Genomic DNA, 25,148 nt, shown 5'->3' on the forward strand with positions numbered 1-25,148 from the left:
CCAGACGCGACCAAGGGAGGCCTGGAAATAGGCAATTGATAGTGATTATCATTGGCCATTATTTTTCCAGGCCATTCCCATGTCGGCGACCGTCCTCGACCCACAGCACGCCCTGCGCGACCTCTACAGCGAGCACCACGGCTGGCTGCACGGCTGGCTGCGGCGCCGCCTGGGCAACGCCTGCGATGCCGCCGACCTGGCCCAGGACACCTTCGTCCGCGTGCTGCGCGCGCGCAACGCCAGCGAAATCCGCGAGCCGCGCGACTACCTGGCCACCGTCGCCCGCGGCCTGATGGTCGACCACTTTCGCCGCCGCGCGCTGGAACAGGCCTACCTGGAAGCCCTGGCCAGCCTGCCGGAAGACGAGCAGCCCTCGCCGGAGACCCAGGCCCTGCTGTTCGAGGCGCTGATGGAGATCGACCGCCTGCTCGACGGCCTGGGCGCCAAGGTCAAGCGCAGCTTCCTGCTGGCCCAGGTGGAAGGCCTGACCTACGCCGAGATCGCCGAGCGCCAGGGCATTTCCCTGCGCACGGTGAACAACCACATGGCCAAGGCCATGGAACACTGCTGCCTGATGCTGCCATGAGCACCGCCACTCCCAGCGAGACCGAGCGCCAGGCCATCCGCGCCGCGGCCCAGTGGTACGCGCGCCTCTACTCCGGCCAGGCCAGCGATGCCGACCGCAACGCCTGGCAGCACTGGTACGCCGCCAGCGCCGAACACCAGCACGCCTGGGCCCGGGTGGAGCAGGTGCGCCAGCAGTTCGCCCGGGTGCCGGGGCAACTGGCCGGGCCGACGCTGGGCGCCCGCGCGCTGTCGCGCCGGCAGATGCTCGGCGGCCTGGGCAGCCTCGCCCTGGGCCTGCCCCTGGCCTGGCTGGCCTGGCGCGACACGCCCTGGCAGGCCTGGCTGGCCGACTACCGCAGCGCAGTCGGTGAACGCCACGAAGTCACCCTGGCCGACGGCTCCTCGCTGACGCTCAACACCGACAGCGCGGTGGACGTGCTCTTCGACCCCCGACAACGCCTGCTGCGCCTGTTGCGCGGGGAAATCTTCGTCAGCACCGCGCCGGACCCCAGCGGCAGCGCGCGGCCCTTCCGCGTGGAGACGCCGCAGGGGCGCATCCTCGCCCTGGGCACCCGCTTCAGCGTGCGCCTGCTCGACGGCCGCACCCGCGTCGCCGTGCTCGACAAGGCCGTGGAAGTCCGCCCCCAGGCCGCGCCGCAGCGCAGCCGCATCCTGCACGGCGGCGAGCAGCTCGACCTCGACGCGCTGGAACTCGGCCAATTGCGGCACAACGACGCCAACACCGCGGCCTGGCTGGCCGGCAGCCTGATCGCAGTGGACCGCCCGCTGGGCGAGCTGCTGGAGGAACTCTCGCGCTACCGCAACGGCGTGCTGCATTGTGACCCGCAGGTGGCCGGCCTGAAGGTCTCCGGCAACTTCCCCATCGGCGACACCGACCTGGCCCTGGCCGCTCTGGAATCCGGCTTCGACCTGCGCATCGTGCGCCATACGCGCTTCTGGATCAGCGTGCAGCCACGCGCCTGAACGCCGGGGGCGAAAAAAATCCGCCCGCCCTTGCACTTTTTTCCGCCCTCGCCCGGCCCCCTCTTATTCCGGGCCATCTGGCCCAACTTGGGGGAGCTTGCATGAACCGCTACACCGCCCCGGCGCCGACCACCGGCAGCCGCTCGTTGCACAAACCGCTGGCCCTGGCCATCGCCCTGGCCCTGGGCGCCGGCGCGCTCGCCGCCACCACGGCCCAAGCCGCGGAAGCCGCGCGCTACGACATCGCCGCCGGCCCGCTGGCCGAGGTGCTCGGGCGCTTCGCCAGCGCCGCCGGGGTGGCCCTGTCGTTCGACGCCGCGCAACTGCGCGGCCGCCAGTCCACTGGCCTGCACGGCAGCTACGACGTCACCGGCGGCTTCAGCGCGCTGCTCGCCGGCAGCGGCCTGGAAGCCGAGCCCCAGGCCAACGGCAGCTACGTGCTGCGGCCACTGCCCACCGACGGCGCCGTGGCCCTGTCGGCCAGCACCATCACCGCCAGCCTCGGCGCCGAGACGCTGCCGCCCGCCTATGCCGGCGGCCAGGTGGCCAGCGGCGCGCGCCTGGGCATGCTGGGCAACGCCGACCTCATGGACACGCCCTTCAGCGTCACCAGCTACACCGCGCAGACCATCGAGGCGCAGCAGGCGCGCAGCGTCGCCGACCTGCTGGTGGCCAACGACCCGTCGGTGCGGGTGGTCGGCGGCCGCGGCGACCTGGTGGACACCTACGTCATCCGCGGCTTCAACGTGAACAACGCCGACGTCGCCCTCAACGGCCTGTACGGCGTGCTGCCCTACTGGCGGGTGCCGATCGAGTTCGCCGAGCGCGTCGAAGTGCTCAAGGGCCCCACCGCCCTGCTCGGCGGCATGTCCCCCGGCGGCAGCGTCGGCGGCACCATCAACCTGGTGCCCAAGCGCGCCGAGGACCAGCCGCTGAACCGCGTCAGCCTGGACTGGACCGACCGCTCCCAGGTCGGCACCCACCTGGACATCGGCCGCCGCTTCGGCGAGGGCAACGCCTTCGGCGTGCGCTTCAACGGCGTGTACCGCAACGGCGACACCGCCATCGACCACCAGAGCCGCGAGTTCCCGCTGATGTCCCTGGCCCTGGACTTCCGCGGCGAGCGCCTGCGCCTGTCCAGCGACCTGCTGTACCAGAAGGAAAGCCTGGAAGGCGTGGTGCGCCCGGTGATCACCGGCACCGCCACCAGCATCCCCCACGCGCCGGACTCCAAGACGCGCTTCGGCCTGCGCGATTCCTACCTGGACCAGGAGGACTACTCCCTGGTCAACCGCGGCGAGTACGACCTCAGCGACCACCTCACCGCCTTCGCCAGCGTCGGCGGACGGCAGAGCAACTACGAGACCATCGCCGCCAACAGCATCCTCAACGGCAACCAGGGCGACATCATCAACGGCCTGGCGCGCCAGCGCGCCGACCGCCGCACCTACTCCGGCGAGGCCGGCCTGCGCGGCGACTTCGACACCGGCGCGGTGCGCCACGACTGGACCTTCAGCGCCAACCGCCTGCACGAGCGCGTGGGCATGGTCTACGTGTTCACCGGCATACAGCCGGGCAGCCTCTACGAGACCTCGCCGCACACGCCGATCCCGGACTTCTCCAGCCTCGACGGCGGCATCCCCAAGACCAACGAAACCGACCTTTCCGGCGTGGCCCTGGCCGACAAGCTGTCGATCCTCGACGAGCGCGTGCAGTTCACCGCCGGCGTGCGCCGGCAGACGGTGCAGTCCAAGGACTACGACCCGTCCAGCGGGGCGCGCACCAACAAGTACGACGAGCACGCCTGGACGCCGATGTTCAGCCTGCTGGTCAAGCCGCTGGACGAGCTGTCGCTGTACGCCAACTACATCCAGGGCCTGAGCCAGGGCGACACCCCGCCCTCCACCGCGGCCAACGCCGGCCAGGCGCTGGCGCCGTACAAGGCCGAGCAGTACGAGGTCGGCGCCAAGTACGAACTGGGCAGCTTCACCACCACCCTGGCGCTGTTCGAGATCAAGAAGCCCAACGCCTTCCTCGACGCCGACAACGTGTTCCGCGCCGACGGCGAGCAGCGCAACCGCGGCATCGAGCTGAGCCTGTTCGGCGAACTGACCGACAACCTGCGCGTGCTGGCCGGCGCCACCTACATCAAGGCCGAGCAGAGCAAGACCGCCAACCCCGCCAGCGAAGGCCAGGACGCCCCCGGCGTGCCGCGGCGCCAGGCCAACCTGGGGCTGAGCTGGGACACCCCGTTCGTCCGGGGGCTGACCCTCGACGGCCGCTGGATCTATACCGGCGCGGCCTACCTGGACACCACCAACGACCTCAAGGTCCCGCACTGGAACCGCGTCGACGTCGGCGCCAGCTATGCCTTCCAGGTCGCCGGCAAGCCGCTGGTGGCGCGGGCCAACCTTGAGAACCTGCTGGCCAAGGACTACTGGACCGCGTCCAACGGCTACATGACCGTCAGCTCGCCGCGCACCCTGTCGCTGTCGCTGACCGCGGACTTCTGAGGCGCCCATGACCGCGAAAGCCCTGCGCACCTGGTACCTGGTGCACAAGTGGACCAGCCTGGTGTCCACGCTGTTCCTCCTGCTGCTGTGCCTGACCGGCCTGCCGCTGATCTTCCACGAGGAGATCGAGCACTACCTGGAACCGCACCCGGAGCTCAAGCCGCTGACCGCCGAGTCGCCGCGCATCGACTACGACGACGTGGTGGCCCGCGCCCTGGCCGCGCGCCCGGGCGAGGTGGTGCGCTTCGTGGTGTTCGACCCCGACGAGCCGCTGGGCGCGGTGATCACCGCGCCCAGCCTGGTGCCGCCGCCTGAGATCGGCCACGTACAGCCGTTCGACGCGCGCACCGGCGAGTTCTTCGACCCGGAGCCGCCGCCCGGCGGCTTCATGTACCTGATGCTCAAGCTGCACACCGACCTGTTCATGGGCCTGCCCGGCTACCTGTTCCTCGGCTTCATGGGGCTGCTGCTGGTGGCCTCGCTGGTATCCGGGGTGGTGGTCTACACGCCCTTCATGCGCAAGCTCGACTTCGCCGCGGTGCGCACCAGGCGCAGCCGCCGGGTGAAGTGGCTGGACCTGCACAACATGCTGGGCATCGTCACCCTGGCCTGGGTGCTGGTGGTGGGCGCCACCGGGGTGATCAACACCCTGGCGCTGCCGATCCTCATGCTCTGGCGCAGCGACCAGCTGGCCGACATGACCGCGCCCTACCGCGACGCGCCGCCCATGGCCGACAACGGCTCGCTGCACAAGGCGCTGCAGACCGCCCAGGCGGCGGCACCGGACATGACCATGAGCTTCATCGGCTTCCCCGGCACCCAGTTCAGCAGCCAGCACCACTACGCGGTGTTCATGCACGGCGCCACGCCGCTGACCAAGCGCCTACTCAAGCCGGCCCTGGTGGACGCGCAGACCGGCGAGCTGACCGACATCCGCGAGATGCCGCTGTACGTGAAGACGCTGTTCCTCTCGCAGCCGCTGCACTTCGGCGACTACGGCGGGCTGCCGCTGAAGATCGTCTGGACGCTGCTCGACCTGGTGGCCATCGTCGTGCTCGGCAGCGGCCTGTACCTGTGGTTCGCCCGGCGCAAGACCCAGGAGAAACGCCTGGCCGACCTGCAGGCCGGGCACCTGGCCGCGGAGGGCGAGGCATGAAGCGCAACCTGTGGAGGGTGTTCCGCTGGCCCCTGGCGCTGGCCGTGCTCAGCCTGGTGGGGCTGATTTCCGCGCTGGTCGGCGACGGCCCCTGGGACGCGCTGTCCTGGTTCGCCCTGGGCATTCCCCTGGCGGTGATCCTGGCGGCGCTGGCCCGCGCCCGCAGGCCGTCGCCATGAACCCGATCTATGGCGACCGCGCCCTGCGCCTGTGCGGCTACGCCGGACTGCTGGCCGCGGTGTTCTGGATGATCGGCGACGCCGGCCTGCTCGGCGCCCGGGCCAACCTCGCCGACTACCCGCCGCTGCAGGGCTACCTGGCGCGGATCAGCTTCGAAGGCCTGGACTACATGCTGCCCAACAGCGAGCCGCGCCTGGCCTTCGGCGCCCTGGTGGCGGTGCTGGCCATGCCGCTGTACCTGCTCGGCGCCTGGCACTGGTTCCTGGTCGCCCGCGGCCGGGGCTGGATGGCCTGGACGCTGTTCGCCCTGCTGGTCTGCGGCAACGCCTACTCGCCGCTGGGCCACGCCGCCTTCTACCACCTGGGGATGGTCTACAAGACCCTCCTGCTGGTGCCGGCGGACGCCCACCCGGCGCTGCTGGCGCTGGGCGAGCAGTTCCACCGCCTGCTGATGATCGCCTGGGTGGCGGCAGTGGGCGGTCTGGTGGCCGGGCTGGGCGTGCTCACCCTGGCCATCGCCTGCGGGCGCACGCGCCTGCCGCGCAGCAGCGCGCTGCTGCTCAACCCGCTGAGCCTGGGGGTGCTGGGCCACTTCGTCCCCGCCGTGCTACCGGAGCCGCTGGGCACCTGGCTGCGCGGCGCCGGCATCAACATCGGCTGGTTCGTCGCCTACGCCTTCTCCAGCCTGTGGTTCGCCCGGCGCGGGGCTCAGAGCCGGTAGGGCAGGCGCACGCCGGCGTCGTCGACGGGGAAGTCCCTGGTGTTGCGGGTGACCAGCAGGCGCCCCTGCACTTCGGCGCTGGCCTTGATGATGGCGTCCGGCAGCTTCACCCGCAGCGCCTGGCGCACCGCCACGGCGCGCTCGGCGACGGGCGCGTCGAGCGGCACCAGGGCGAAGCTGTCGAGGAAGGCGCGGGTGGCCGCGGCGGTGGCGGGCGTGGCGCCGATCATCACCTCCATCCAGGTGACGATGCTGATGGCGGGGTCATCGTAGCGGCGCAACTCGTCGCGGGCCTGCTCGTGGCCGTTGAGGTAGTCGATGAGGATGTTGGTGTCGAACAGCGCCTTCACCATTCCTCGCGCACCTTCTCCTGGTAGGCCAGGCCGTCGCCGGCGCTGCCGTTCCACAGGCCGAAGGCGGCCTCGGCATCCTGTCGGCGGTGCCGGACCAGATACTCGGCGACCGCCTCGCGGATCAGCGCGGCGCGCGATTGCTGCTGTTGCTCGCCCAGGGCATTGAGCGCTTCGAGATGTTCGGCGGGGATGTCGACCAGGGTACGCATGGCGCCCTCCATATGTGATATCGATAACATATATCACACATCCCCGATCGACCAAGCCTGCGTTTGTATCAGCGTTTGCCCAGCACCTGGCGGTGGAACAGCACGCAGACCACCACGAACACCAGCAGCCCCAGCCACTGCGCGCTGTCCTCGAAGCCGGCGCCGACCAGCGCCAGGGGCGCGTCCTTGCCGCTGGTGCCGATCAGCGCGGCGAGCAGGATGCCCATCAGGCTCTCGCCGACGATCAGCCCCGAAGCCAGCAGCACGCCGCGGCGGCGCGGCAGGTCGGCGTACTTCTCCTCGTCCACCCCGGCGGCCTGGGCGCGCTTCTTCAGCGCGCTTTCCAGCAGCCAGGCGAGCACCGCGCCCACCACCAGGGTCATGCCGATGGTCGGCGGCAGGTAGATGCCCAGGCCCACGGCCAGCACCGGCAGGCTGGCCTTGCCGGTGCGGCGCAGGAGCACGTCGACGAGGATCAGGGCGATGCCCAGGGCCACGCCGATGAGGATCATGTTCCAGTTCAGCGCGTTATGGAAAATCCCGCTGGCGATGGCGGTCATCAACGTCGCCTGGGGCGCGGCCAGGGCCGCGCCGGGGTCCATGCCCTCGCGCGGCAGGGCGCCGGTGAAACCGTAGGCGTTGTACAGCAGCTCCAGCACCGGCGGGATCACCAGCGCGCCCACCAGGCAGCCGACGATCAGCGCCACCTGCTGGCGCCAGGGCGTGGCGCCGACCAGGTAGCCGGTCTTGAGGTCCTGCAGGTTGTCGTTGGAAATGGCGGCGATGGCCAGCACCACCGAGGTGGTGAACAGCGCCAGGGCGATCGCCAGCTTGCCGCCCTCGCGGTCGAGGAAGCCGGTCTCCAGCGAGCCGACGCCGAGGATCAGCAGCGACACCAGGATCACCGCGATGATGCCGATGCCGGAGATCGGGCTGCTGGAGGAACCCACCAGGCCGGCCATGTAGCCGCAGGCGGCGGCGATCAGGAAGCCGAAGAAGAAGGCGAACACCACGCAGGTGGCCACCAGGCCCCAGAAGGCGAAACCGGCGAGGTCCGGCGCGGCCTGGCCGAGGAAATAGGCGAAGACCACGAACAGCGCCACCAGCAGGACCGCGGCGATGGCCAGGATCCAGGCCGCCGGCATGTCGCGCTCGGTGCGCAGGTCGCTGGCCTCGACGCGTCCGCTGATGGCGCCGAGCGAGGCCCAGACGCCCTGCACCATGGGCTTGAACAGGGTGGCCAGGGTCCAGAGCGCGGCTACGCCTATGGTGCCGGCGCCGAGGAAGCGCACCTGGCTGCTCCACAGCTTGCTGGCCAGCTCCGGCAGGCTCTGCCCGGCGGCCAGGGTGCTGTTCACGGTGAGCAACGGCACCGCCACGCCCCAGGCGATCACCACGCCGATGAGGATGGCGATGCCGGCGGTGATGCCCATCAGGTAGCCGGCACCCACCAGCGCCAGGGAGAAACCGGTGGACAGGCGGAAGGCCGCCTGGCCGGCAGTGAGCCAGAAGCTGAAGCCCTCGGCCAGCAGCTTGAAGCCGCTGCTGAACAGGCTGAACAGCGCCGCCACCAGGCCGCCGGCGAGGATGTCGCGCAGGCCCGGCTTGCTGCCGTCGCCGGCCTGCGGGTGTTCCTCGTCATGGCTGCCGACACGGAGGATTTCCGCCGCCGCCACGCCCTCGGGGTACGGCAGGCTGCTCTGCACCACCATCACCCGGCGCAGCGGGATGGTGTAGAGCACCCCGAGGATGCCGCCGATGGAACAGATGGCCGCGGTCTGCCAGAACGGGAAGCCGGCCCAGTAGCCGATCATCAGCAGCCCCGGGAGGATGAAGATGATCGACGACAGGGTGCCGGCGGCCGAGGCCTGGGTCTGCACCATGTTGTTCTCCAGGATGTTCGAGCCGGAGAAGTAGCGCAGCACCGCCATGGAGATCACCGCGGCGGGGATCGAGGAGGCGAACGTCAGCCCGACCTTCAGGCCCAGGTAGACGTTGGAGGCGGTGAAGACGACGGTGATGAGGGCGCCGAGGATGAGCCCGCGCAGGGTCAGTTCGGCCAGGTTCGATTCGTCCGGAATCCGTTCGAGCATGGAAGGAAGTCTCTGAAAGGCAACCTGCCAAGCTTAGGCCAGAGCGGCGCGCGCGCCCACGTCACCGAATGTCGCCCAGGCGACGCCCCCCGCTTTTCGTAGGAGCGAGGGTTGGCGTGCGGGGGTCAGAACGGCTTGTCGCCGAGGATGGTCGCGCGGTGCATCACCCGGCGCTGCGGGCGGTAGTCGTCCACCGCGTAGTGCTGGGTCACGCGGTTGTCCCAGAAGGCCACGTCGTTCTCGCGCCAGCGCCAGCGCACGGTGAACTCCGGGCGGGCGACGTGGGCGAACAGCAGGTCGAGGATGGCCCGGCTCTCGGCCGCCGACAGCTCGTTGATGCGGGTGGTGAAGCCGTCGCTGACGAACAGCGCCTTGCGCCCGGTGACCGGGTGGGTGCGGATCACCGGGTGCGAGCGCGGCGGGTTCTTCTTGCGCGCCTCCTCCAGCCGCGCCAGGTCGGCGTCGGTGGCGCCGAAGCGTTCCTGGGGGAAGGACTTGCTGATGTCGTGGGTGGCGGTCAGGCCGTCGAGCAGGCGCTGCAAGGGTTTGGACAGCGCCTCGAAAGCGGCGATGCCGCTGGCCCAGAGGGTGTCGCCACCGTAGGGCGGCAGTTGCTTGGCAGCCAGCACCGCGCCCAGGGCCGGGGTTTCCAGGAAGGTCACGTCGGTGTGCCAGATGGCGTTGTCGCGCACGTCGGTGACGGCGGTGTCGAGCACGATCACCTCGCGCTGCTCGGGCACGCTGGGGTAGATCGGGTGGATGTGCAGGTCGCCGAAGCGCGCGGCGAAGGCGGCCTGCTGCGAAGGAGTCAGCGGCTGGTCGCGGAAGAACAGCACCTGGTGGGTGAGCAGGGCCTGCTCGATGGCCTGCTGCTGGGCGTCGTCCAGCGGCTGGCGCAGGTCGATGCCGGAGACTACGGCGCCCAGGGCGGGGCTGAGGGGGGCCAGGGTCAGGGTGGTCATTTCTTTTCTCTCTTGAGTTCTGTGCGGGGAAGAGCACCCTCTCCCCAGCCCTCTCCCGCAAGCGGGAGAGGGAGCCGTTCGGTGTATTCGTCGAGCGCCGAGCTAGCCGGCAGCTCCGATCAGTCCCCTCTCCCTTCAGGGAGAGGGTTAGGGGGAGGGGCTCTTGCTCTTACCCCAGCTCCAGGCCCTACTCCCAGGAAGCAAACCGCCCCTGCAACCAGCGCAAGCCCACCTCGAAGCTCAACGCGATCCCGGCGATCAGCAGAATCCCCAGCACCACCACATCGGTCGCCAGGAACTGTGCCGCCGACTGCACCATGAAGCCCAGCCCGCGGTTGGCGGCGATCAGCTCGGCGGCGACCAGGGTCGACCAGCCCACGCCCAGGGCGATGCGCAGGCCGGTGAGGACTTCCGGCAGGGCGCTGGGCAGCACCACGTGGCGCACCACCTGCCAGCGGTTGGCGCCCAGGCAGCGCACCGCCTGGATGCGCGACTTGTCCACGCGGCGCACGCCGGCGGCGGTGGCGATCAGCAGCGGGGCGAACAGCGCGAGGTAAATCAGCAGCACCTTGGACAGCTCGCCGATGCCGAACCAGATGACGATCAGCGGCAGGTAGGCCAGCGGCGGGATCGGCCGGTAGAACTCCACCAGCGGGTCGAGCGCGGCGCCCACCAGCGGGTTGAGGCCCATGAGGATGCCCAGCGGAATCGCCGTGAGCACCGCCGCGCCGAGTGCCAGCAGCACGCGCAGCAGGCTGGTGCCGATGTGCTGCCACAGCGTGGCGTCGACGTAGCCTTCGGCGAGCACCCGCTGCAGGGCTTCGTAGAGTTGTTCGGGGGCCGGCAGGAACAGGGTATCGACCCAGCCGAAATGGGTGGCGAACCACCAGAGCGCGGCGAGTGCGGCGATGCTCCCGGCGGCGGCCCAGCGCCGCGCGTCGCGCGGGCGGGCAGGCTTGGCGCGACGGCGGGCGGGCAGCTTGGCGCTGAGGGTGTCAGTGGGCATGTTCGGCCTCCGGCTCTTCGAGGAACTCATCCAACAACTCTTGACGCAGGCGGCCGAACTCCGGGTCGGCCTTGATCGAGCGCACCGGCTCGCCGGCCGCGTAGCGCCGCGCGAAGTCCGGGCGCAGGCGCTTGACGATGCGCGCCGGCGGGCCGTCCATGACCACCAGGTCGGTGGCCAGGAACAGCGCCTCGTCGACGCTGTGGGTGATCAGGAACAGGCCCTTGCCGGTCTTGCGCCAGAGGTCCAGGGTGAGCACCTGCATGCGCTCGCGGGTCAGCGCGTCGAGGGCGCCGAAGGGCTCGTCCAGCAGCAGGAAGTCCGGCTCCACCGCCAGCGCGCGGGCCAGGCCCAGGCGCTGGCGCTGGCCGCCGGAAAGCTGCGAGACGCGGTAATGCGCGTGCTCCTGCAGGCCCACCAGGGCCAGCACCGCGCGGGCGCGGGCCTCGCGCTCGGCGCGGCCCAGGCCGCGGATGCGCAGCCCCAGGGCGACGTTGTCGAGGGCATCCAGCCAGGGCATCAGGGCGTCGTCCTGGAACACCACGCCACGCTCGCCGCCGGGGCCTTCGAGAGTCCGGCCGTCGATCTGCACGCGGCCGCGGTCGGGCTTCTGGAACCCGGCCAGGACGTTGAGCAGCGTGGACTTGCCGCAGCCCGAAGGGCCCAGCACCACCAGGGACTCGCCCTTGGCCACGTCCAGGGTCAGCTCATGCAGCACGCGCCGGGTCTGGCCATGCTGCTGGAAAGAAAGGCTCACGGCCTCGGCCGTCAGACGGCTCATGTTTCTGCCCTCCGCAGGGTAAGAAGTGGCTCGCTGGAGCACCCTCTCCCCCCGCCCTCTCCCGCAAGCGGGAGAGGGGGCTACCCGTGCCATCCCCGGGAATCGGTGCCCAGGCCTGGCGACGGACGGCTCCCTCTCCCTTCGGGGAGAGGGCTGGGGAGAGGGACTCTTCAGCGGGCTTCCCAGTACTCTCAGCGCTGCCCCACCTGCACGCTCTCCGCCTGGCGCACGTACTCCGCGCTGACGTAGGGCGAGTAATCCTTGAGCACCGAAGGCACGCGCTTCTGCTCCTTCAGGAATGCCGCGGTCCCGGCGATGTCCTTGGCGGTACCGCCGCCCAGCAGCGCGCTGGAAAGCTGCTCCTTGGTCTCGGGGAAGGCGCTGCCGGCCAGCAGCTCCGGCACGTCCTCAGGCGCCGCGCCGGTCAGCCGGGCGATCTTCTTCGCCTGCTCGGAATCGGCGGTCCACTGGGCCTTGTGCGCGTTGTAGTCGGCGAAGGAATCGAGGGTCACGCGGGCGAACTTGGCCAGCACCTCCGGGTGCTTCTCGGCGAAGTCCTTGCGCGCCACCCAGACCTCGAAGGTCGGCGCGCCCCATTTGCCCACTTCCGCGGCGTCGGTCAGCACCTTGCCGCTCTTCTTGATCTCGCCCAGGGCCGGCGACCAGACGAAGGCGCCGTCGATGTCGCCACGGCGCCAGGCGGCGGCGATCTCGGTGGGGTTGAGGTTGACGATCTTCACCTTGGCGGGGTCGATCTTCCAGTGCTTGAGCGCGCCCAGCAGGCTGTAGTGCGAGGTGGAGACGAAGGGCGTGGCGATGGTCTTGCCGACCAGGTCCTCGGGCTTCTCGATCCTGCTGCCGTTGCGCACCACCAGGGCCTCGGCCGCGTTGATCTGCGCGGTGACGATGAAGGCCACGATCGGCAGGCCGCGCGAGGTGGCGGCGGCCAGCGGGCTGGAACCCAGGTTGCCGAGCTGCACGTCGCCCGAGGCGATGGCGGCGACCACTTCCGGGCCGCTGTTGAAGCGGCGCCAGTCGAGCTTCTCGCCGATGGCTTTCTCGTAGGTGCCGTCGGCCTGCGGGACCTTGGTCGGGTCCACGCCGGTCTGGTAGCCGAGGGTGATGTCGGCCTGGGCGATGCCGGCGACGCCGGCCAGGGCGAGCGCGGCCAGCAGGCGGCGCGGGGCGAAGGTGCGTTTCATGGGGTGCTCCTGGAAATGCATTCGGGGCGGCCGGCCGGGCCGTGACGGGCCGCCCCTCGCGGAGCGGCGGGAAATTCGCTTCAGTTGCGCGCCAGGTCCGGCTGCCACACCTGCACGGCGCGGGCGTCCACCGGCTTGGGCAGCAGGCCCTCGGCGTAGAAGGCATCGGCGATACGCTGCTGCTCGTCGAGGCCGTCGGCGCGCACCGGCTGCACGTCGTAGCTGCGGCGGGCGTTGGCCTGCTCCACGGTGGCGGCGTCGAGGTTGCCCCACAGCGGGCCGAGCAGCCTGGCCGCGTCGGCCGGGTGTTGCTTCACCCAGCGCCCGGTCTTCTGCAGTTCGGCGAAGACCTGCCCGAGCACTTGCGGGTGGGCCTTGGCGTAGTCGCTGGAGGCCAGGTAGTAACGCTGGTAGCTGGCCAGGCCCTGGCCGTCGGCGAGCACGCGGGCGTGCTGCTGGCGCTGGGCGCTGGCGACGTAGGGGTCCCAGGTCACCCAGGCGTCCACCTTGTGGTTCTCGAAGGCGGCGCGGCCGTCGGCGGGGGTCAGGTAGGCCGGCTGGATGTCGGAGAACTTCAGGCCGGCCTTGGCCAATGCGGCGATCAGCAGGTAGTGGCTGCCGGCGGCCTTGGTCACGGCCACGCGCTTGCCCTTGAGGTCGGCCAGGGATTTCAGCGGCGAATCCTCCGGCACCAGGATCGACTGCGCAGTGGGCGACGGCGTCTCGCGGGCGAAGTAGGTCAGCTGCGCGCCGGCGGCCTGGGCGAACACCGGCACGGTGTCGGCGACGTCGGCGGACAGGTCGACGTTGCCGACGTTGAGCGATTCGAGCAGCGGCAGGCCGCTGGGGAACTCATGCCAGGACACCTTGATGCCCTGCTTGCCCAGCTCGCGCTCCAGGGTGCCCTGGGCTTTGACTATGGTCAGCAGGGTGGAGGACTTCTGGAAACCGATGCGCAGGGTGCCTTCGGCGTGCGCGCCCAGGGCGCCCAGCAGGGCGGCGGAGGCGGCGAGGCCGACGGCGAAACGGCGCAGGAACGGGCTGCGGGACATGGGTACGGCTCCTCGGGTACGGGGCGGCCGCCTGCAGAGCGAGGACGGACCACTGGACTGGTGTCAGGTGTTCTGGATGAGTCCGGTGGTCCGGTGAAGCAGAGATTACAGGCATAAAAAATCAGAAATAAATAATTTTTAGTTCTTAACTAATACCGCGCGGATTCATCCCGCCATCAGTGCGCAGCCCCCAGCAGCCGGGCCCTCACGCCCTCCGCGCGGAGGCTGGCCTGGGCCGCCTGGCGGGCCACCGCCAGGGCCTGGGCGGCGAGGTTGGCGAAGTGGCTGGCGCGGCCGAAGGCCAGCGCCGCGCCCGCCTCGATGTCCTCGTCCAGCTGCCGGGCGGCCTGCTCGCTGAGCACCAGGCCCAGGCCGAGCAGCCGCGACAGCTCCGAGGCCTCGGGCAGGTCCAGGTTGTCCGCGGCCTGCAACGCCAGGCCCAGGGCGACGTTGGCCTGCAGCAGTTGCGCCAGGCCGTCGCCGAGCACACGCCGCGGCGTGGCCGCCAGGCCCGGCGGCAGCAGGATGTCCTCCGGGTGCAGGCGCAGGCCCTGGCAGTGGGCGCCGGCGCGCAGCGCAAGGCCCGCCCGCGCGCTGGGCAGCGCGGCCAGCAGGAAGTCGCCGCTGGGCGCGTGCCAGGCGCGCAGCAGCAGCCAGTCGGCCGCCTCGGCGGTGAAGGCATCCCACTGCGCGCCGTTGACGCGGAAGCCGCCGCGCAGGTGTTCCTCGGCCCGCAGCAGTTGGCCATCGTCCTCGCCCAGGGCGCCCCACAGCGGCTCGCGCAGCAGGCTCAGGTGCAACAGGCGCTGCAGCTGTTCGCGGCTGCCGAGCAGGCGCACGCGGGTCAGTTGCAGGTGGTGCACGGCGAACAGCCGGGCCAGGCCGCCGTCGCGCTCGCAGAGGTCGCGCAGAACCTGCAGGACCTCGCGCCAGGGGCTGCCGGCGCCGCCCAGCTGGGCCGGCAGCGACAGCCGCAGCAACCCGGACTCGCGCAGGGCGCGGGCCCAGGCGACGGGCCCGGCGACGGCGGGCTGGGGGAACGGCTCGGCGGGAGCCAGCCGGGGCGGGGCGACGCTCATGGGCACCTCGGGACGACGGGATCAGTGCCTGGGCGAATGGCGCGCGGGAAGACTGAAGCGAAGGGGCTCGGCGGCGCCCCGTTGCGCCGCGCACAAGGCGCGGCCGGGGCGGCACTTAGAACCATATCCAAGCAGTGCGGCAAGGTTAAATAACCTTTTTGCCTTAGCTGAGAACCGTCAGGGCTGCCGTTGGCCAACGGCCGGCCCCTGCTCCACCGCGAAGCCCGCGGCGAAGGTCGGCTGCACGTCCAGGCGCTGCGGGATCAGCCCATGGACCTGATAGAAGTCCGCGGTCTCCTGCTGCTGGGCGAGGGTCTGGGCGTCCAGCGCCTGCCAGCGCAGTTGCCGGCGCTCGAACTGCAGGCGCGCGGCGTCCTCGGGGAAGCCGATGATCTTCGCCAGGCTGCGCGAATACTCGTCCAGGTGCGCGTAGGCCCAGCGCTGGGCGCCGGCCAGGCGTTGCAGGTAGTCCTGCAGGGCGGCGCGTTTCGCCGGGTCGGCCAGGGCGCTGTCGGTGGCGGCCAGGAAGCTGTTGCCAGCCCACAGGCCACGGCCGTTGACCAGCACCCGCGCCTTGTCGGCGGTTTCCGAGAGCGCGGTGTAGGGCTCCCAGGTCGCCCAGGCGTCCACCGAGCCGTTGGCCAGGGCCATCTTCGCGTCCACCGGGCCGAGGAAGCGCAGTTCCACGTCCTTCTCGCTCAGGCCTGCCGAAGCCAACGCCTTGAGCGCCACGAAGTGGCCGATGGAGCCGCGCCCGGTGGCGATGCGCTTGCCCTTGAGGTCCGCCGCCGAATGCAGCGGCGAGTCGCCGCGGACGATCACGGCGGTGCCGTAGGGGTCGGACTTGTCCACCGCGATGGCCTTCACCTGGGCGCCGGCGGCCAGGGCGAAGAGCAGGGGCGCATCGCCGATGATGCCGGCATCCACCGCGCCGGCGTTGAGCGCTTCGGCCAGGGGCGCAGCGGCGGGGAATTCGAACCACTGGATGTCGTAGGCCAGGCCCTTGAGCGCACCGGCGGCGTCCAGCTGGGCACGCATGTTGCCCTTCTGGTCGGCCAGGCGCAGGGTCACGCGCTCGGCGGCGAGGGCCTGGCCGGCGGCCAGGCACAGCAGCAGGAACAGGCTGAGGATCTTGCGCATGGCGAGGCTCCTCAACGCTGGCCGACGGTAAGGTCGGCGGGTAGCTGGCGGGCCACTTCGGCGGCGCCGGCGGACAGGCTGAAATCGAACGCCGGGGCGACGTCCAGCGCCTTGGGCAGCACGCCCTCGCCGTGGAAGAAGTCGGCGGCCTTCTGCAGCGTGGCGGCGATGTTCGCATCGAACACGACGGGGCTGATGCGCGCCTCGCCCACCCAGCGGCGCGTCACCTCCCGGGGCATGTTCAGGTCCTTGGCCAGCGCCGCGGCGAAGGCGTCCGGATGCTGCAGGGCCCAGACCTGGGCGCGCGCCAGGCGCGTCAGCAGGTCGCTGATGGCGGCCTTCTTGCCGGCGATGGCGGCGTCGCTGGCCAGGGCGTAGGAGTAGCCGGTCATGATGCCGTCGCCGTTGTCGATCACCCGCGCCTGGTCGAGCAGCACGGCGCTGGAGGTGTAGGGCTCCCAGGGCACCCAGGCGTCCACCGAGCCGCGCACCAGGGCGGCGCGGCCGTCCACCGGGCCGAGGAAGGAGAAGGTCACATCCTCGGGCTTGAGCCCGGCGCGGCGCAGCGCGCCCAGGGCCATGAAGTGGCCCCAGCCGCCGCGGTTGACGGCGATGCGCTTGCCCTTGAGCTCGGCCACCGAGTGGATCGGCGAATCCTTGCCCACCACCAGCGCCACGGTCGCCGGGTTGAAGTGCCAGGCGCCCACGGCCTTGAGCGGCGCGCCGGCGGCGTAGACGAAGAGGAACGGGATGTCGCCGGTGAAGCCGATGTCCAGGGCGCCGGCGTTCAGCGCTTCGAGCACCGGGGCGCCGGAGGGGAAGGCGGACATCTCCAGCTTGTACGGCAGGTTGTCCAGCTCGCCGGAGGCGCGCAGCGAGGCGTAGCGGTCGCCCTTCACGTCGCCCAGGCGCAGGGTGACGGGTTCGGCGGCGCTGGCGGCGCCGGCCAGCAAGGTCGCGGCCAGCAGGCCGGCGAAAACACGCAGGGTTCGTTTCATGGGGCAATCTCCAGGCGGCTTCGCACGGAAGCCAGGGGTTGTCTTGGGGCTATCCGTTCCGCCGGTGCGGTCGCCGATATTGCCGTCGTTGTTGTCGGGTGATCGCGCGGGCTCAGGGACTCAGCGCCGCCCTCCCCGCCGCGATCCAGACGCTGTCCTTCTGCGGGGTGTGCACGCGCCCGCAGAGCACGTCGCGATAGTGGCGCTGCAGCGGGTTGTGCCGGCTCAGGCCGTGGTTGCCGCTCAGCTCCAGGGCCTTCTCGACCACCGCCACCGCGTTGTCGGTGACGGCGACCTTGATCAGCCCCGCCTCGCTGGCGCTCAGCCGCTCGCGGCAGGCGGCGTCGAGCAGCAGGCGGTTCTGCAGCAGCAGGCCGTCGATGGCGCCCAGCGCTTCCTGCACCCGCGGCAGGCTGGCCAGGGGCGCGCCGAGGCTGGCCGGCACGCGCTCGCGCAGCCAGCCCAGCAGCCAGTCGCGGGCGGCACCGGCGATGCCGTCGTAGAGCGCGCCGAGCAGCGCCGCGCTGGCCTGGGCGAAGTCGCGCAGCACGGCTTCGTCCGGCGCCGGCGGCTGGTCGTGGGGGTAGAGGCCGACGGCGTGTTCCAGCGGCACCGGCACCTCTTCGAAGATCACCTCGTGGCTGCCGGTGGCGCGCATACCCAGGTGGTCCCAGCTTTCCAGGATGCGGATGCCGGGGCTGTCGCGGCGCACCAGCCAGGCGCCCACGCGCGGCGTCGGCTCGTCGCTGCGCGCCCACACCGCCAGCCAGGTCAGCCCGGGAATGCCGGTGGTGTAGAGCTTGTGCCCGGACAGCCGCCAGCACTCGCCGTCACGCCGCGCCACGGTTTGCGGCAGGCCGCCGCGCGAGGGCGAGCCCAGCTCCGGCTCCACCCGCAGGCTGTTGATCAGCGCGCCCTGCTCCAGCGCCTCGCGGGCCACGCGGCGCTTCAGCGCTTCGGGCCAGCCGGGGTTGTCCGCCAGGCGCCGCAGGTGCAGGTACTGCATGCACAGCACCAGCGCGGTGGAGGGTTCGCCACGGGCCACGGCGCCGACCACCCGGCGCAGTTCGCCGAGGTCGGCGCCGGGGCCGCCGAGCGCCTGCGGCAGGGCCAGGCCGAGCAGGCCGTGGTGTTGCAACAGGGCGAGGTTGGCGTGGGGAAAGTCGCCGCTGCGGTCGTAGGCCTCGGCGCTCTCGGCCAGTTGCCGGGTGAGCGCCGGCAGCAGGTCGTTGAGCGCCAGCGATGGGCTCTGCAAGTTGCTCATGGGCTCAGGCCGTGGCACGCCGGCGCTCGCGCTCGGCGACCTTGGCGCGGGTCAGCGGGATCAGCTCGCGGCCGTATTCCACGGCGTCGTTGAGCGGGTCGAAACCGCGGATGAGGATGCTGCGCACGCCCAGGTCGTAGTAGGCCAGCAGCGCATCGGCGACCTGCTCCGGGGTGCCGACCAGCGCGGTGGAGTTGTGCCCGCCGCCGACCAGCTTGGCGATGCCGGTCCACAGGCGTTCGTCGACGCGGTCGCCCTGCTCCACCGCCTTGAGCAGGCGCTGGGCGCCGACGCTCTGCGGCTTGCCCTTGGGGAAGCCGGCCTCGCCCAGGCGCTGGCTGGCAGTCGCGCGGATCGCCTCGGCCCTGGCCCAGGCCTCCTCCTCGGTGCGCCCGAGAATGGGCCGGAACGACAGGCTGAACTCCACCTCGCGGCCGTTCTGCCGCGCCTGCTCGCGCACCGCGGCGATGGTCTCGGCGGCCTGGGCCAGGGGCTCGCCCCAGAGCATGAACACGTCGGCCTGCCTGCCGGCGACCTTCAGCGCCGCCTCCGAGGAGCCGCCGAAATACACCGGGATGTGCGGCTTCTGCTGCGGGCGGATGGCCGAGAAGGCCTGTTCCACGCGGTAGTGCTCGCCGTGGAAGTCGAAGGGCTCGGCGCTGGTCCAGGTGCGCTTGAGCACCTCGATGAACTCGTCGCTGCGGGCGTAGCGCTGGTCGTGGTCGAGGTAGTCGCCGTCCTTGCGCTGGTCGGCGTCGCTGCCGCCGCTGATGATATGCACCGCCAGGCGCCCGTCGAGCAGGTGCTCGAGGGTCGCCAGCTTGCGCGCGGCCAGGGTCGGGGCGACGAAGCCGGGGCGGTGCGCCAGCAGGAAGTTGATCCTGGAGGTGGCCAGGCCGGCGGTGGCGGCCACCAGGAAGCCATCCGGCTGATCGGACCAGTAGCCGACCAGGATGCGGTCGAAGCCGGCCTCCTCGTGGGCGCGGGCGAAGGCGGCGATGTACTGCTTGTCGAGGATCGGGCCGGCCGGGGCGATGGTCTCGGAGGCCAGGCGGTGGCCGATCATGCCGAGGAACTGGATGCTCATGGGGTTGCGTCCTGTGCTCAGTGGAAGGCGTTGGCGAAGGAGGGGTCGATCACGCTGGCGGTGTCGAAGGCCTTGGGCAGCGCGCCGGTCTGCAGCAGGAAGTCGGCGGTGCCCTGGTAGTCGGCGGCGGCCTGGGCGTCCACCGGGCCGACGCTCATGCCGGCCTGGCCGATCCAGTGGCGCGACACGGCCGGGTCGAGGTTGGCCTTCTTCGCCCAGATATCGGCGTACTGCTCCTTGTGCGCCTCGACCCAGGCCCGGGCCTTCTGCAGGCGGCCGAGGAAGTCGGCGATCTGTGCGCGCTTGGGTTCGATGGAGGCGGCGTTGGCGGCGATGCTCGACAGCCCCGGCATCAGGTCGCGGGCGGTGAGGATCGGGCGCGCGCCGGAGAACAGGATCTGCTGCGAGATGTACGGTTCCCACACCGGGAAGGCGTCGATACTGCCGCGCGGCAGGGCGGCGGCGGCGTCGATGGGCATCAGCTTGACGAAGTCGACGTAGTCGCTGGGCAGGCTGGCCTTCTCCAGCGCGCGCAGGGTCAGTTGCTGGCTCCAGGCGCCGGGCCAGTAGGCGACCTTCTTGCCCTTGAGGTCGGCGATGCTCTGCACCGGCGAGTCCTTGGGCACCAGCAGGGCGATGGTGTCGGGGTTCTGCCGCGACACGCCGATGAGCTTCACCGGCGCGCCCTTGGCGGCCAGGAAGATGAAGCCGGAATCGCCGAGGAAGCCCAGGTCCAGCGCGCCGGCCTGCAGCCCTTCGGCCACGGGCGCGGCGGACTGGAAGTGCTTCCAGTCGACCGTGTAGGGCGCGTCTTCGAGCACCCCGGAGGCCTCCATGGAGGCGCGCACGTTGTAGTAGTTCTGGTCGCCCACGCGCAGCGTCGGCAGGTCGGCGGCCTGGGCCAGGGGCGCGCCCAGCAGCAGCGCGGCGAAGATGGCGCGCAGGCGTCGTTTCAGGTTCATCGGTGGGGCTCCTCAGCCGGCGCGGCGCAGTTGCGGCAGGCGGGCGATGTGGTCGTGGATGGCGGGAATCAGGCCCTGGCCGTAGCGCACGGCGTCGCCGAGCGGGTCGAAGCCACGGATCAGGAAGGTGGAAACGCCCAGGCGGTAGTACTCGCCCAGGGCGGCGGCGACCTGCTCGGGGGTGCCGACCAGGGCGGTGGAGTTCCAGCGCGCGCCGGTCAGCCGGGCCACGCCGGTCCACAGCCGGGTGTCGAGCACCTCGCCCTGCTGCGCGGCGGCCAGCAGGCGCTGCGAGCCGACGTTCTGCGGCTGGTGGTCGTGCAGCTGCAGGCCCAGGCGCGCGCGGTTCTCGCGCACCTGTTCGAGCACCTCGGCGGCGCGTTTCCAGGCGGCCTCCTCGGTGTCGGCGACTATCGGCCGGAACGACACCGAGAAGCGCGGCTCACGGCCCTGGGCGTTGGCGGCGGCGCGCACCCGGCGGATGTGGCCATCGACGGCGGCCAGCGGCTCGCCCCAGAGCATGTAGGTGTCGGCGTGCCTGGCAGCGACCTCGATGGCGGCGTCGGAGGAGCCGCTGAAGTAGATCGGGATATGCGGCTTCTGCCGCGGGCGCACGGCCGGCGAGGCGCCCTGGAAGCGGTAGAACTCGCCGGCGAAGTCCACCGGGGCCTCGGCGGTCCAGATACGCCGCAGGGCGTCGAGGTATTCGTCGGTGCGGGCGTAGCGGCGGTCGTGGTCGAGGTAGTCGCCGTCGCGCGCCAGGTCTTCGTCGTTACCGCCGCTGACCACGTTCAGGGCCAGGCGGCCGTCGCTGAACTGGTCGAGGGTGGCCAACTGGCGCGCGGCCAGCGGCGGCGCGATCACTCCCGGCCGGTAGGCCAACAGGATGCCCAGGCGCCGGGTGGCGGCGGCGACGAAGGAACTGACCACGGCGCCCTCGGCGGCATTGCTGAAGTAGCCCACCAGCACGCGGTCGAAGCCGGCGTCCTCATGGGCCTGGGCGAAACGCCGGACGAAACCGGCGTCCACCGCCTCCCCCAGCGGCTGGTCCACCTCGGAACTCGGGGTGGCGGTGATCATGCCGAGAATTTCCACGCTCACTGTGTTGCCCTCGCCTGGGCCGCTGCATAAGGGCGGCGGCTTTCGTTATAAGAAAAACGTCTTGATGGACGTTGTTCTTAGAAGCTATAGGCAAGCACTTCATGATGGAAATTCATTTTTTGCATATTCTAATATGCTAATTACGCATATTCAGGATTGGGCAAGTTGCGCAGGGGAGGTTTTTTGCTTTTGTAGGAGCGAGCTTGCTCGCGAACAGAGTTTCCCGGTCATGCCGGTGTCAGGCATGAGAGCGCCCTCTCCCTAACCCTCTCCCTGAAGGGAGAGGGGACCGTTGGGCAGAAACGGGTATTACGGAGTCAGCCGGAAACTCTGGCGTATCCGGCGAACATCAGGCTTGCAGCCGGCACGGACAAGCCCCCTCTCCCTTCAGGGCGGGGCGCGCAGCCGAGGGCTGGGGAGAGGGGACAGAGTCGACCTGAGACGACAGCGCTGCCGGGAGAGTCTGTTCGCGAGCAAGCTCGCTCCTACAGGGGGGTGAATGAGTAAGACTCACCCCACCCGCATATCCAACCCTTCAGCCACCGCATCGCCGAACAACCGCGCCGGCGCCTCCAGGTTGCCCAGCAAGCGCGGCCGCACCAGCCAGAGCTGGATCAGCGGCTGGAAATCCTCCAGTTGCAACACCCGCAGCTGCTCCCGATAACGGCTGCGCGCAAGAGCCGGCGCCGGCACCAACCCGAGGCCACGCCCCTCGGCAACCAGGCCCAGCTGCAACTCGCTGCCAAAGGTCTCCAGGTTCAGCTGCAAGCCCAACCCCTGGTCGGCCAGGGCGCGCTGCAGGCCGGCGCGGAAGCCGCAGCCGTCGGGGTTGAGCACCCAGCCGTGCTGGTAGCAGTCGAGCAGGCGGCGGGCCTGCACGTCGCTGTCGCGGGCGACCACCACGCACAGTTCCACGCGGCCCAGCGGCGTGGCACCGAGGTCGTCGGGGAACACCTTGCTCGGCGGGAACAACACTACCGCCGCGTCCAGCTCGGCGTTCTCCAGCCGCGCCAGCAGGTGGCTGCCCCAGCCGCTGCTGACCTGGGCGCGCAGCTCCGGGTACTCGCCGGCCAGGCGCCGCAGCGCTTCCAGCAGCACCACCTCGCCGATGCTCTGCGGCACGCCCAGGCGCAGCACGCCGCTGGGCGCGGTGTCGCTGGCCACCAGTTCGCGCAGCCCGTCCACCTCGCGCAGCACCCGGCGGCACTGCTCGTAGACGCGCAGGCCGGCGGCGGTGGGCTTGAGCGGCTTGGTGTTGCGGTCCAGCAGTTCCACGCCCAGGGCTTCCTCCAGGCTCTGCACCCGGCGGGTGATGGCCGACTGCGTCAGGCCCAGGCTCTCGGCGGCCTGGCTCAGGGAGGCATTGCGGATCACCGCGACGAAGGCGTCGATGTCGTCGATCTTCATGGGGCTGGCACCAATTGCATTTCTCGCATATTAGCTTAGATTCAAAATGCATTTCAGGAATAAAAACGCGTTTGCTACCGTACAGCCAGAACCTTCCGGAGTGAATACGCCGCATGTCCGCCCCCCTGCGTCTCGACCGCCTGCGCCAGTTCATCGGCGACCTGGCCAGCCTGCTCGACGAGCATCCCGACGAAGCCACCCTGCTCGCCCGCGCCCGCCCCCTGCTGGCCAAGCTGGTGCGCCATGACGACTGGCTGCCCGAGGCCTGCGCCCAGCCCGACGCGCAGCGCTACCAGCAGTACCTGCTGCACGCCGACTCGCAGCAGCGCTTCTCGGTGGTCAGCTTCGTCTGGGGCCCGGGCCAGCGCACGCCGGTGCACGACCACCGCGTCTGGGGCCTGATCGGCATGCTGCGCGGCGCCGAGTACTCGCAGCCCTTCGCCTTCGCCGCCGACGGCAGCCTGCAGACGGCCGGCGCGGCGCTGCGCCTGGAGCCGGGCGAGGTGGAGGCGGTGTCGCCGCGCATCGGCGACATCCACCAGGTCAGCAACGCCTTCGCCGACCGGCCGTCCATCAGCATCCACGTCTACGGCGCCAACATCGGCGCGGTGCGGCGTGCCGTCTATACCGCCGAGGGTGAAGAGAAGCCCTTCATCTCCGGCTATTCCAACAGCCAGTTGCCCAATATCTGGGACCTGTCGAAAGAGAACCCCGCATGAGCCAGATCGCCCGCCGTACCTTCCACGACCTCCGCGCCGCCCTCCTCGCCCGCCGCGAGCTGGCGCTGCTCGACGTGCGCGAGGAAGACCCCTTCGCCCAGGCGCACCCGCTGTTCGCCGCCAACCTGCCGCTGTCGAAGCTGGAGCTGGAGGTCTACGCCCGCGTGCCGCGCCGCGATACGCCGGTCACCGTCTACGACGACGGCGAAGGCCTGGCCGAAGTCGCCGCGCAGCGCCTGCTGGCGCTGGGCTACAGCGACGTGGCCGTGCTCGACGGCGGCCTGGCCGGCTGGCGCGCTGCCGGCGGCGAGCTGTTCAAGGACGTCAACGTGCCGAGCAAGGCCTTCGGCGAACTGGTGGAGGCCGAGCGCCACACCCCGTCGCTGGCCGCCGAGGAAGTGCAGGCCCTGCTCGATGCCAAGGCCGACGTGGTGGTGCTCGACGCCCGCCGCTTCGACGAATACCAGACCATGAGCATCCCCGGCGGCATCAGCGTGCCCGGCGCCGAGCTGGTGCTGCGCGTCGCCGAGCTGGCACCCGACCCGGCCACCCGCGTCATCGTCAACTGCGCCGGGCGCACCCGCAGCATCATCGGCACCCAGTCGCTGGTGAACGCCGGCATCGCCAACCCGGTGTCGGCGCTGCGCAACGGCACCATCGGCTGGACCCTCGCCGGCCAGCAGCTGGAACACGGCCAGGCGCGGCGCTTCGGCGAAGTCTCCGCCGCCACCCGCGCAGCCGCCGCCCAGCGCGCCCGCGCCGTGGCCGACCGCGCGCGGGTGGCGCGCATCGACCTGGCCGGCCTGCGCCAGTGGCAGGCCGAAGGTGCGCGCACCACCTACCTGTTCGACGTGCGCACCGCGGAGGAATACGAGGCCGGCCACCTGCCCGGCTCGCGCTCCACTCCCGGCGGCCAGCTGGTGCAGGAGACCGACCACGTCGCCAGCGTGCGCGGCGCGCGCCTGGTGCTGGTGGACGACGACGGCGCGCGCGCCAACATGAGCGCTTCCTGGCTGGCGCAGATGGGCTGGGAGGTGGCGGTGCTGGACGGCCTGTCCGCCGCCGACTTCAGCGAGCGAGGCGCCTGGGCCGCGCCGCTGCCGCAGCAGCCGCAGGCCGAGACCATCGCCCCGCAGATATTGGCCGAGTGGCTGCGCGAGCCGGGCACCCGGGTGCTCGACTTCACCGCCAGCGCCAACTACGTGAAACGCCACATTCCCGGCGCCGCCTGGGCCCTGCGCAGCCAGCTGAAAGAAGCGCTGGCGCAGCTGGGCACGGCCGAGCGCTACGTGCTCACCTGCGGCAGCAGCCTGCTGGCGCGCTTCGCCGTGCCGGAAGTGCAGGCCCTGAGCGGCAAGCCGGTGTTCCTGCTCGAAGGCGGCACCGCCGCCTGGGTCGCCGCGGGGCTGCCCACCGAGGAAGGCGAGAGCCTGCTCGCCGCGCCGCGCATCGACCGCTACCGCCGTCCCTACGAGGGCACCGACAACCCGCGCGAGGCCATGCAGGGCTATCTGGACTGGGAATTCGGCCTGGTCGAGCAGCTCGGCCGTGATGGCACCCACGGCTTTTTCGTCATCTGAAAGCCCGCCATTTCGCGACGTCTGTCGGTGAG

Annotated in this window: 24 protein-coding genes; 8 read left to right on the forward strand and 16 right to left on the reverse strand. The window is 70.8% G+C overall.

Annotation, left to right across the window (positions count from 1 at the left end; genetic code table 11):
- Positions 1-79: 79 nt before the first annotated feature.
- From PcP3B5_RS26790 to PcP3B5_RS26815, 6 genes are all read left to right on the forward strand, one after another.
- A complete protein-coding gene (locus PcP3B5_RS26790; protein ID WP_043268844.1) occupies positions 80-586 on the forward strand; it encodes a sigma-70 family RNA polymerase sigma factor in 507 nt (168 codons plus the stop codon).
- Positions 583-1,551 carry a FecR domain-containing protein gene (locus PcP3B5_RS26795; protein WP_061562845.1) on the forward strand — a complete coding sequence of 323 codons (969 nt, stop codon included), beginning with the start codon at positions 583-585 and terminating at the stop codon, positions 1,549-1,551. The genes PcP3B5_RS26790 and PcP3B5_RS26795 overlap by 4 nt, the downstream gene beginning before the upstream one ends.
- 101 nt (positions 1,552-1,652) lie before the next feature.
- Positions 1,653-4,064, forward strand: coding sequence for a TonB-dependent receptor (locus tag PcP3B5_RS26800; protein WP_061562846.1), 2,412 nt, complete (start codon positions 1,653-1,655; stop codon positions 4,062-4,064).
- A 7-nt stretch (positions 4,065-4,071) separates the two neighbouring features.
- Positions 4,072-5,220, forward strand: a complete 1,149-nt coding sequence (locus PcP3B5_RS26805; protein ID WP_061562847.1) for a PepSY-associated TM helix domain-containing protein — start codon at positions 4,072-4,074, stop codon at positions 5,218-5,220.
- On the forward strand, positions 5,217-5,399 hold the full coding sequence (locus PcP3B5_RS26810) for a hypothetical protein (protein ID WP_061562848.1): 183 nt from the start codon (positions 5,217-5,219) through the stop codon (positions 5,397-5,399). The genes PcP3B5_RS26805 and PcP3B5_RS26810 overlap by 4 nt, the downstream gene beginning before the upstream one ends.
- On the forward strand, positions 5,396-6,121 hold the full coding sequence (locus PcP3B5_RS26815) for a DUF6796 family protein (protein ID WP_061562849.1): 726 nt from the start codon (positions 5,396-5,398) through the stop codon (positions 6,119-6,121). Before PcP3B5_RS26810 ends, PcP3B5_RS26815 begins: the two co-directional genes overlap by 4 nt.
- On the opposite strand, the gene PcP3B5_RS26820 is transcribed toward PcP3B5_RS26815, so the two are convergent.
- From PcP3B5_RS26820 to PcP3B5_RS26895, 16 genes are all read right to left on the reverse strand, one after another.
- On the reverse strand, positions 6,109-6,474 hold the full coding sequence (locus PcP3B5_RS26820) for a type II toxin-antitoxin system VapC family toxin (RefSeq protein WP_043268833.1): 366 nt from the start codon (positions 6,472-6,474) through the stop codon (positions 6,109-6,111). The two genes, PcP3B5_RS26815 and PcP3B5_RS26820, sit on opposite strands and share 13 nt — an antisense overlap.
- Positions 6,468-6,683, reverse strand: a complete 216-nt coding sequence (locus tag PcP3B5_RS26825; RefSeq protein ID WP_009613188.1) for a ribbon-helix-helix domain-containing protein — start codon at positions 6,681-6,683, stop codon at positions 6,468-6,470. The genes PcP3B5_RS26820 and PcP3B5_RS26825 overlap by 7 nt, the downstream gene beginning before the upstream one ends.
- 68 nt (positions 6,684-6,751) lie before the next feature.
- Complete coding sequence (locus PcP3B5_RS26830; protein WP_061562850.1) at positions 6,752-8,776, reverse strand: OPT family oligopeptide transporter; 2,025 nt, start codon at positions 8,774-8,776, stop codon at positions 6,752-6,754.
- 125 nt (positions 8,777-8,901) lie between these two features.
- Positions 8,902-9,738 (reverse strand): taurine dioxygenase, encoded by an 837-nt coding sequence (gene tauD, locus PcP3B5_RS26835; RefSeq protein WP_043268829.1) that lies wholly within the window; start codon positions 9,736-9,738, stop codon positions 8,902-8,904.
- A gap of 187 nt (positions 9,739-9,925) precedes the next feature.
- On the reverse strand, positions 9,926-10,744 hold the full coding sequence (locus tag PcP3B5_RS26840) for an ABC transporter permease subunit (protein WP_061562851.1): 819 nt from the start codon (positions 10,742-10,744) through the stop codon (positions 9,926-9,928).
- Positions 10,734-11,525: a taurine ABC transporter ATP-binding protein gene (locus tag PcP3B5_RS26845; RefSeq protein WP_043318713.1), complete on the reverse strand. Its 792-nt coding sequence runs from the start codon at positions 11,523-11,525 to the stop codon at positions 10,734-10,736. Before PcP3B5_RS26845 ends, PcP3B5_RS26840 begins: the two co-directional genes overlap by 11 nt.
- A gap of 191 nt (positions 11,526-11,716) precedes the next feature.
- On the reverse strand, positions 11,717-12,727 hold the full coding sequence (gene tauA / locus PcP3B5_RS26850; RefSeq protein WP_061562852.1) for a taurine ABC transporter substrate-binding protein: 1,011 nt from the start codon (positions 12,725-12,727) through the stop codon (positions 11,717-11,719).
- 80 nt (positions 12,728-12,807) lie between these two features.
- The gene (locus PcP3B5_RS26855; protein ID WP_009613194.1) at positions 12,808-13,779 is read right to left on the reverse strand and encodes an aliphatic sulfonate ABC transporter substrate-binding protein; all 972 of its coding nucleotides are present in this window, start codon (positions 13,777-13,779) and stop codon (positions 12,808-12,810) included.
- Positions 13,780-13,955: 176 nt separating this feature from the next.
- Positions 13,956-14,858: an acyl-CoA dehydrogenase family protein gene (locus tag PcP3B5_RS26860; RefSeq protein WP_061562853.1), complete on the reverse strand. Its 903-nt coding sequence runs from the start codon at positions 14,856-14,858 to the stop codon at positions 13,956-13,958.
- 177 nt (positions 14,859-15,035) lie between these two features.
- A complete protein-coding gene (locus PcP3B5_RS26865; RefSeq protein WP_061562854.1) occupies positions 15,036-15,998 on the reverse strand; it encodes an ABC transporter substrate-binding protein in 963 nt (320 codons plus the stop codon).
- A gap of 11 nt (positions 15,999-16,009) precedes the next feature.
- Complete coding sequence (locus PcP3B5_RS26870) at positions 16,010-16,996, reverse strand: aliphatic sulfonate ABC transporter substrate-binding protein (RefSeq protein ID WP_009613198.1); 987 nt, start codon at positions 16,994-16,996, stop codon at positions 16,010-16,012.
- A 112-nt stretch (positions 16,997-17,108) separates the two neighbouring features.
- On the reverse strand, positions 17,109-18,260 hold the full coding sequence (locus tag PcP3B5_RS26875) for an acyl-CoA dehydrogenase family protein (RefSeq protein ID WP_061562855.1): 1,152 nt from the start codon (positions 18,258-18,260) through the stop codon (positions 17,109-17,111).
- Positions 18,261-18,264: 4 nt separating this feature from the next.
- Entirely contained in the window at positions 18,265-19,347 is a 1,083-nt protein-coding gene (locus tag PcP3B5_RS26880; protein WP_058488300.1) for an LLM class flavin-dependent oxidoreductase, read from the reverse strand.
- A gap of 17 nt (positions 19,348-19,364) precedes the next feature.
- The gene (locus PcP3B5_RS26885; RefSeq protein ID WP_061562856.1) at positions 19,365-20,309 is read right to left on the reverse strand and encodes an ABC transporter substrate-binding protein; all 945 of its coding nucleotides are present in this window, start codon (positions 20,307-20,309) and stop codon (positions 19,365-19,367) included.
- Positions 20,310-20,321: 12 nt separating this feature from the next.
- Positions 20,322-21,389, reverse strand: coding sequence for an LLM class flavin-dependent oxidoreductase (locus tag PcP3B5_RS26890; RefSeq protein WP_082816421.1), 1,068 nt, complete (start codon positions 21,387-21,389; stop codon positions 20,322-20,324).
- Between the two features lie 531 nt (positions 21,390-21,920).
- On the reverse strand, positions 21,921-22,817 hold the full coding sequence (locus tag PcP3B5_RS26895) for a LysR family transcriptional regulator (protein WP_061562858.1): 897 nt from the start codon (positions 22,815-22,817) through the stop codon (positions 21,921-21,923).
- Positions 22,818-22,930: 113 nt separating this feature from the next.
- Here PcP3B5_RS26895 and PcP3B5_RS26900 point away from each other — a divergent pair, with 113 nt between their 5' ends.
- On the forward strand, positions 22,931-23,536 hold the full coding sequence (locus PcP3B5_RS26900) for a 3-mercaptopropionate dioxygenase (RefSeq protein WP_061562859.1): 606 nt from the start codon (positions 22,931-22,933) through the stop codon (positions 23,534-23,536).
- The gene (locus PcP3B5_RS26905) at positions 23,533-25,116 is read left to right on the forward strand and encodes a rhodanese-related sulfurtransferase (protein ID WP_061562860.1); all 1,584 of its coding nucleotides are present in this window, start codon (positions 23,533-23,535) and stop codon (positions 25,114-25,116) included. The genes PcP3B5_RS26900 and PcP3B5_RS26905 overlap by 4 nt, the downstream gene beginning before the upstream one ends.
- Positions 25,117-25,148 lie beyond the last annotated feature (32 nt).

It is taken from the genome of Pseudomonas citronellolis, from assembly GCF_001586155.1.
GTDB classification, from domain to species: domain Bacteria; phylum Pseudomonadota; class Gammaproteobacteria; order Pseudomonadales; family Pseudomonadaceae; genus Pseudomonas; species Pseudomonas citronellolis.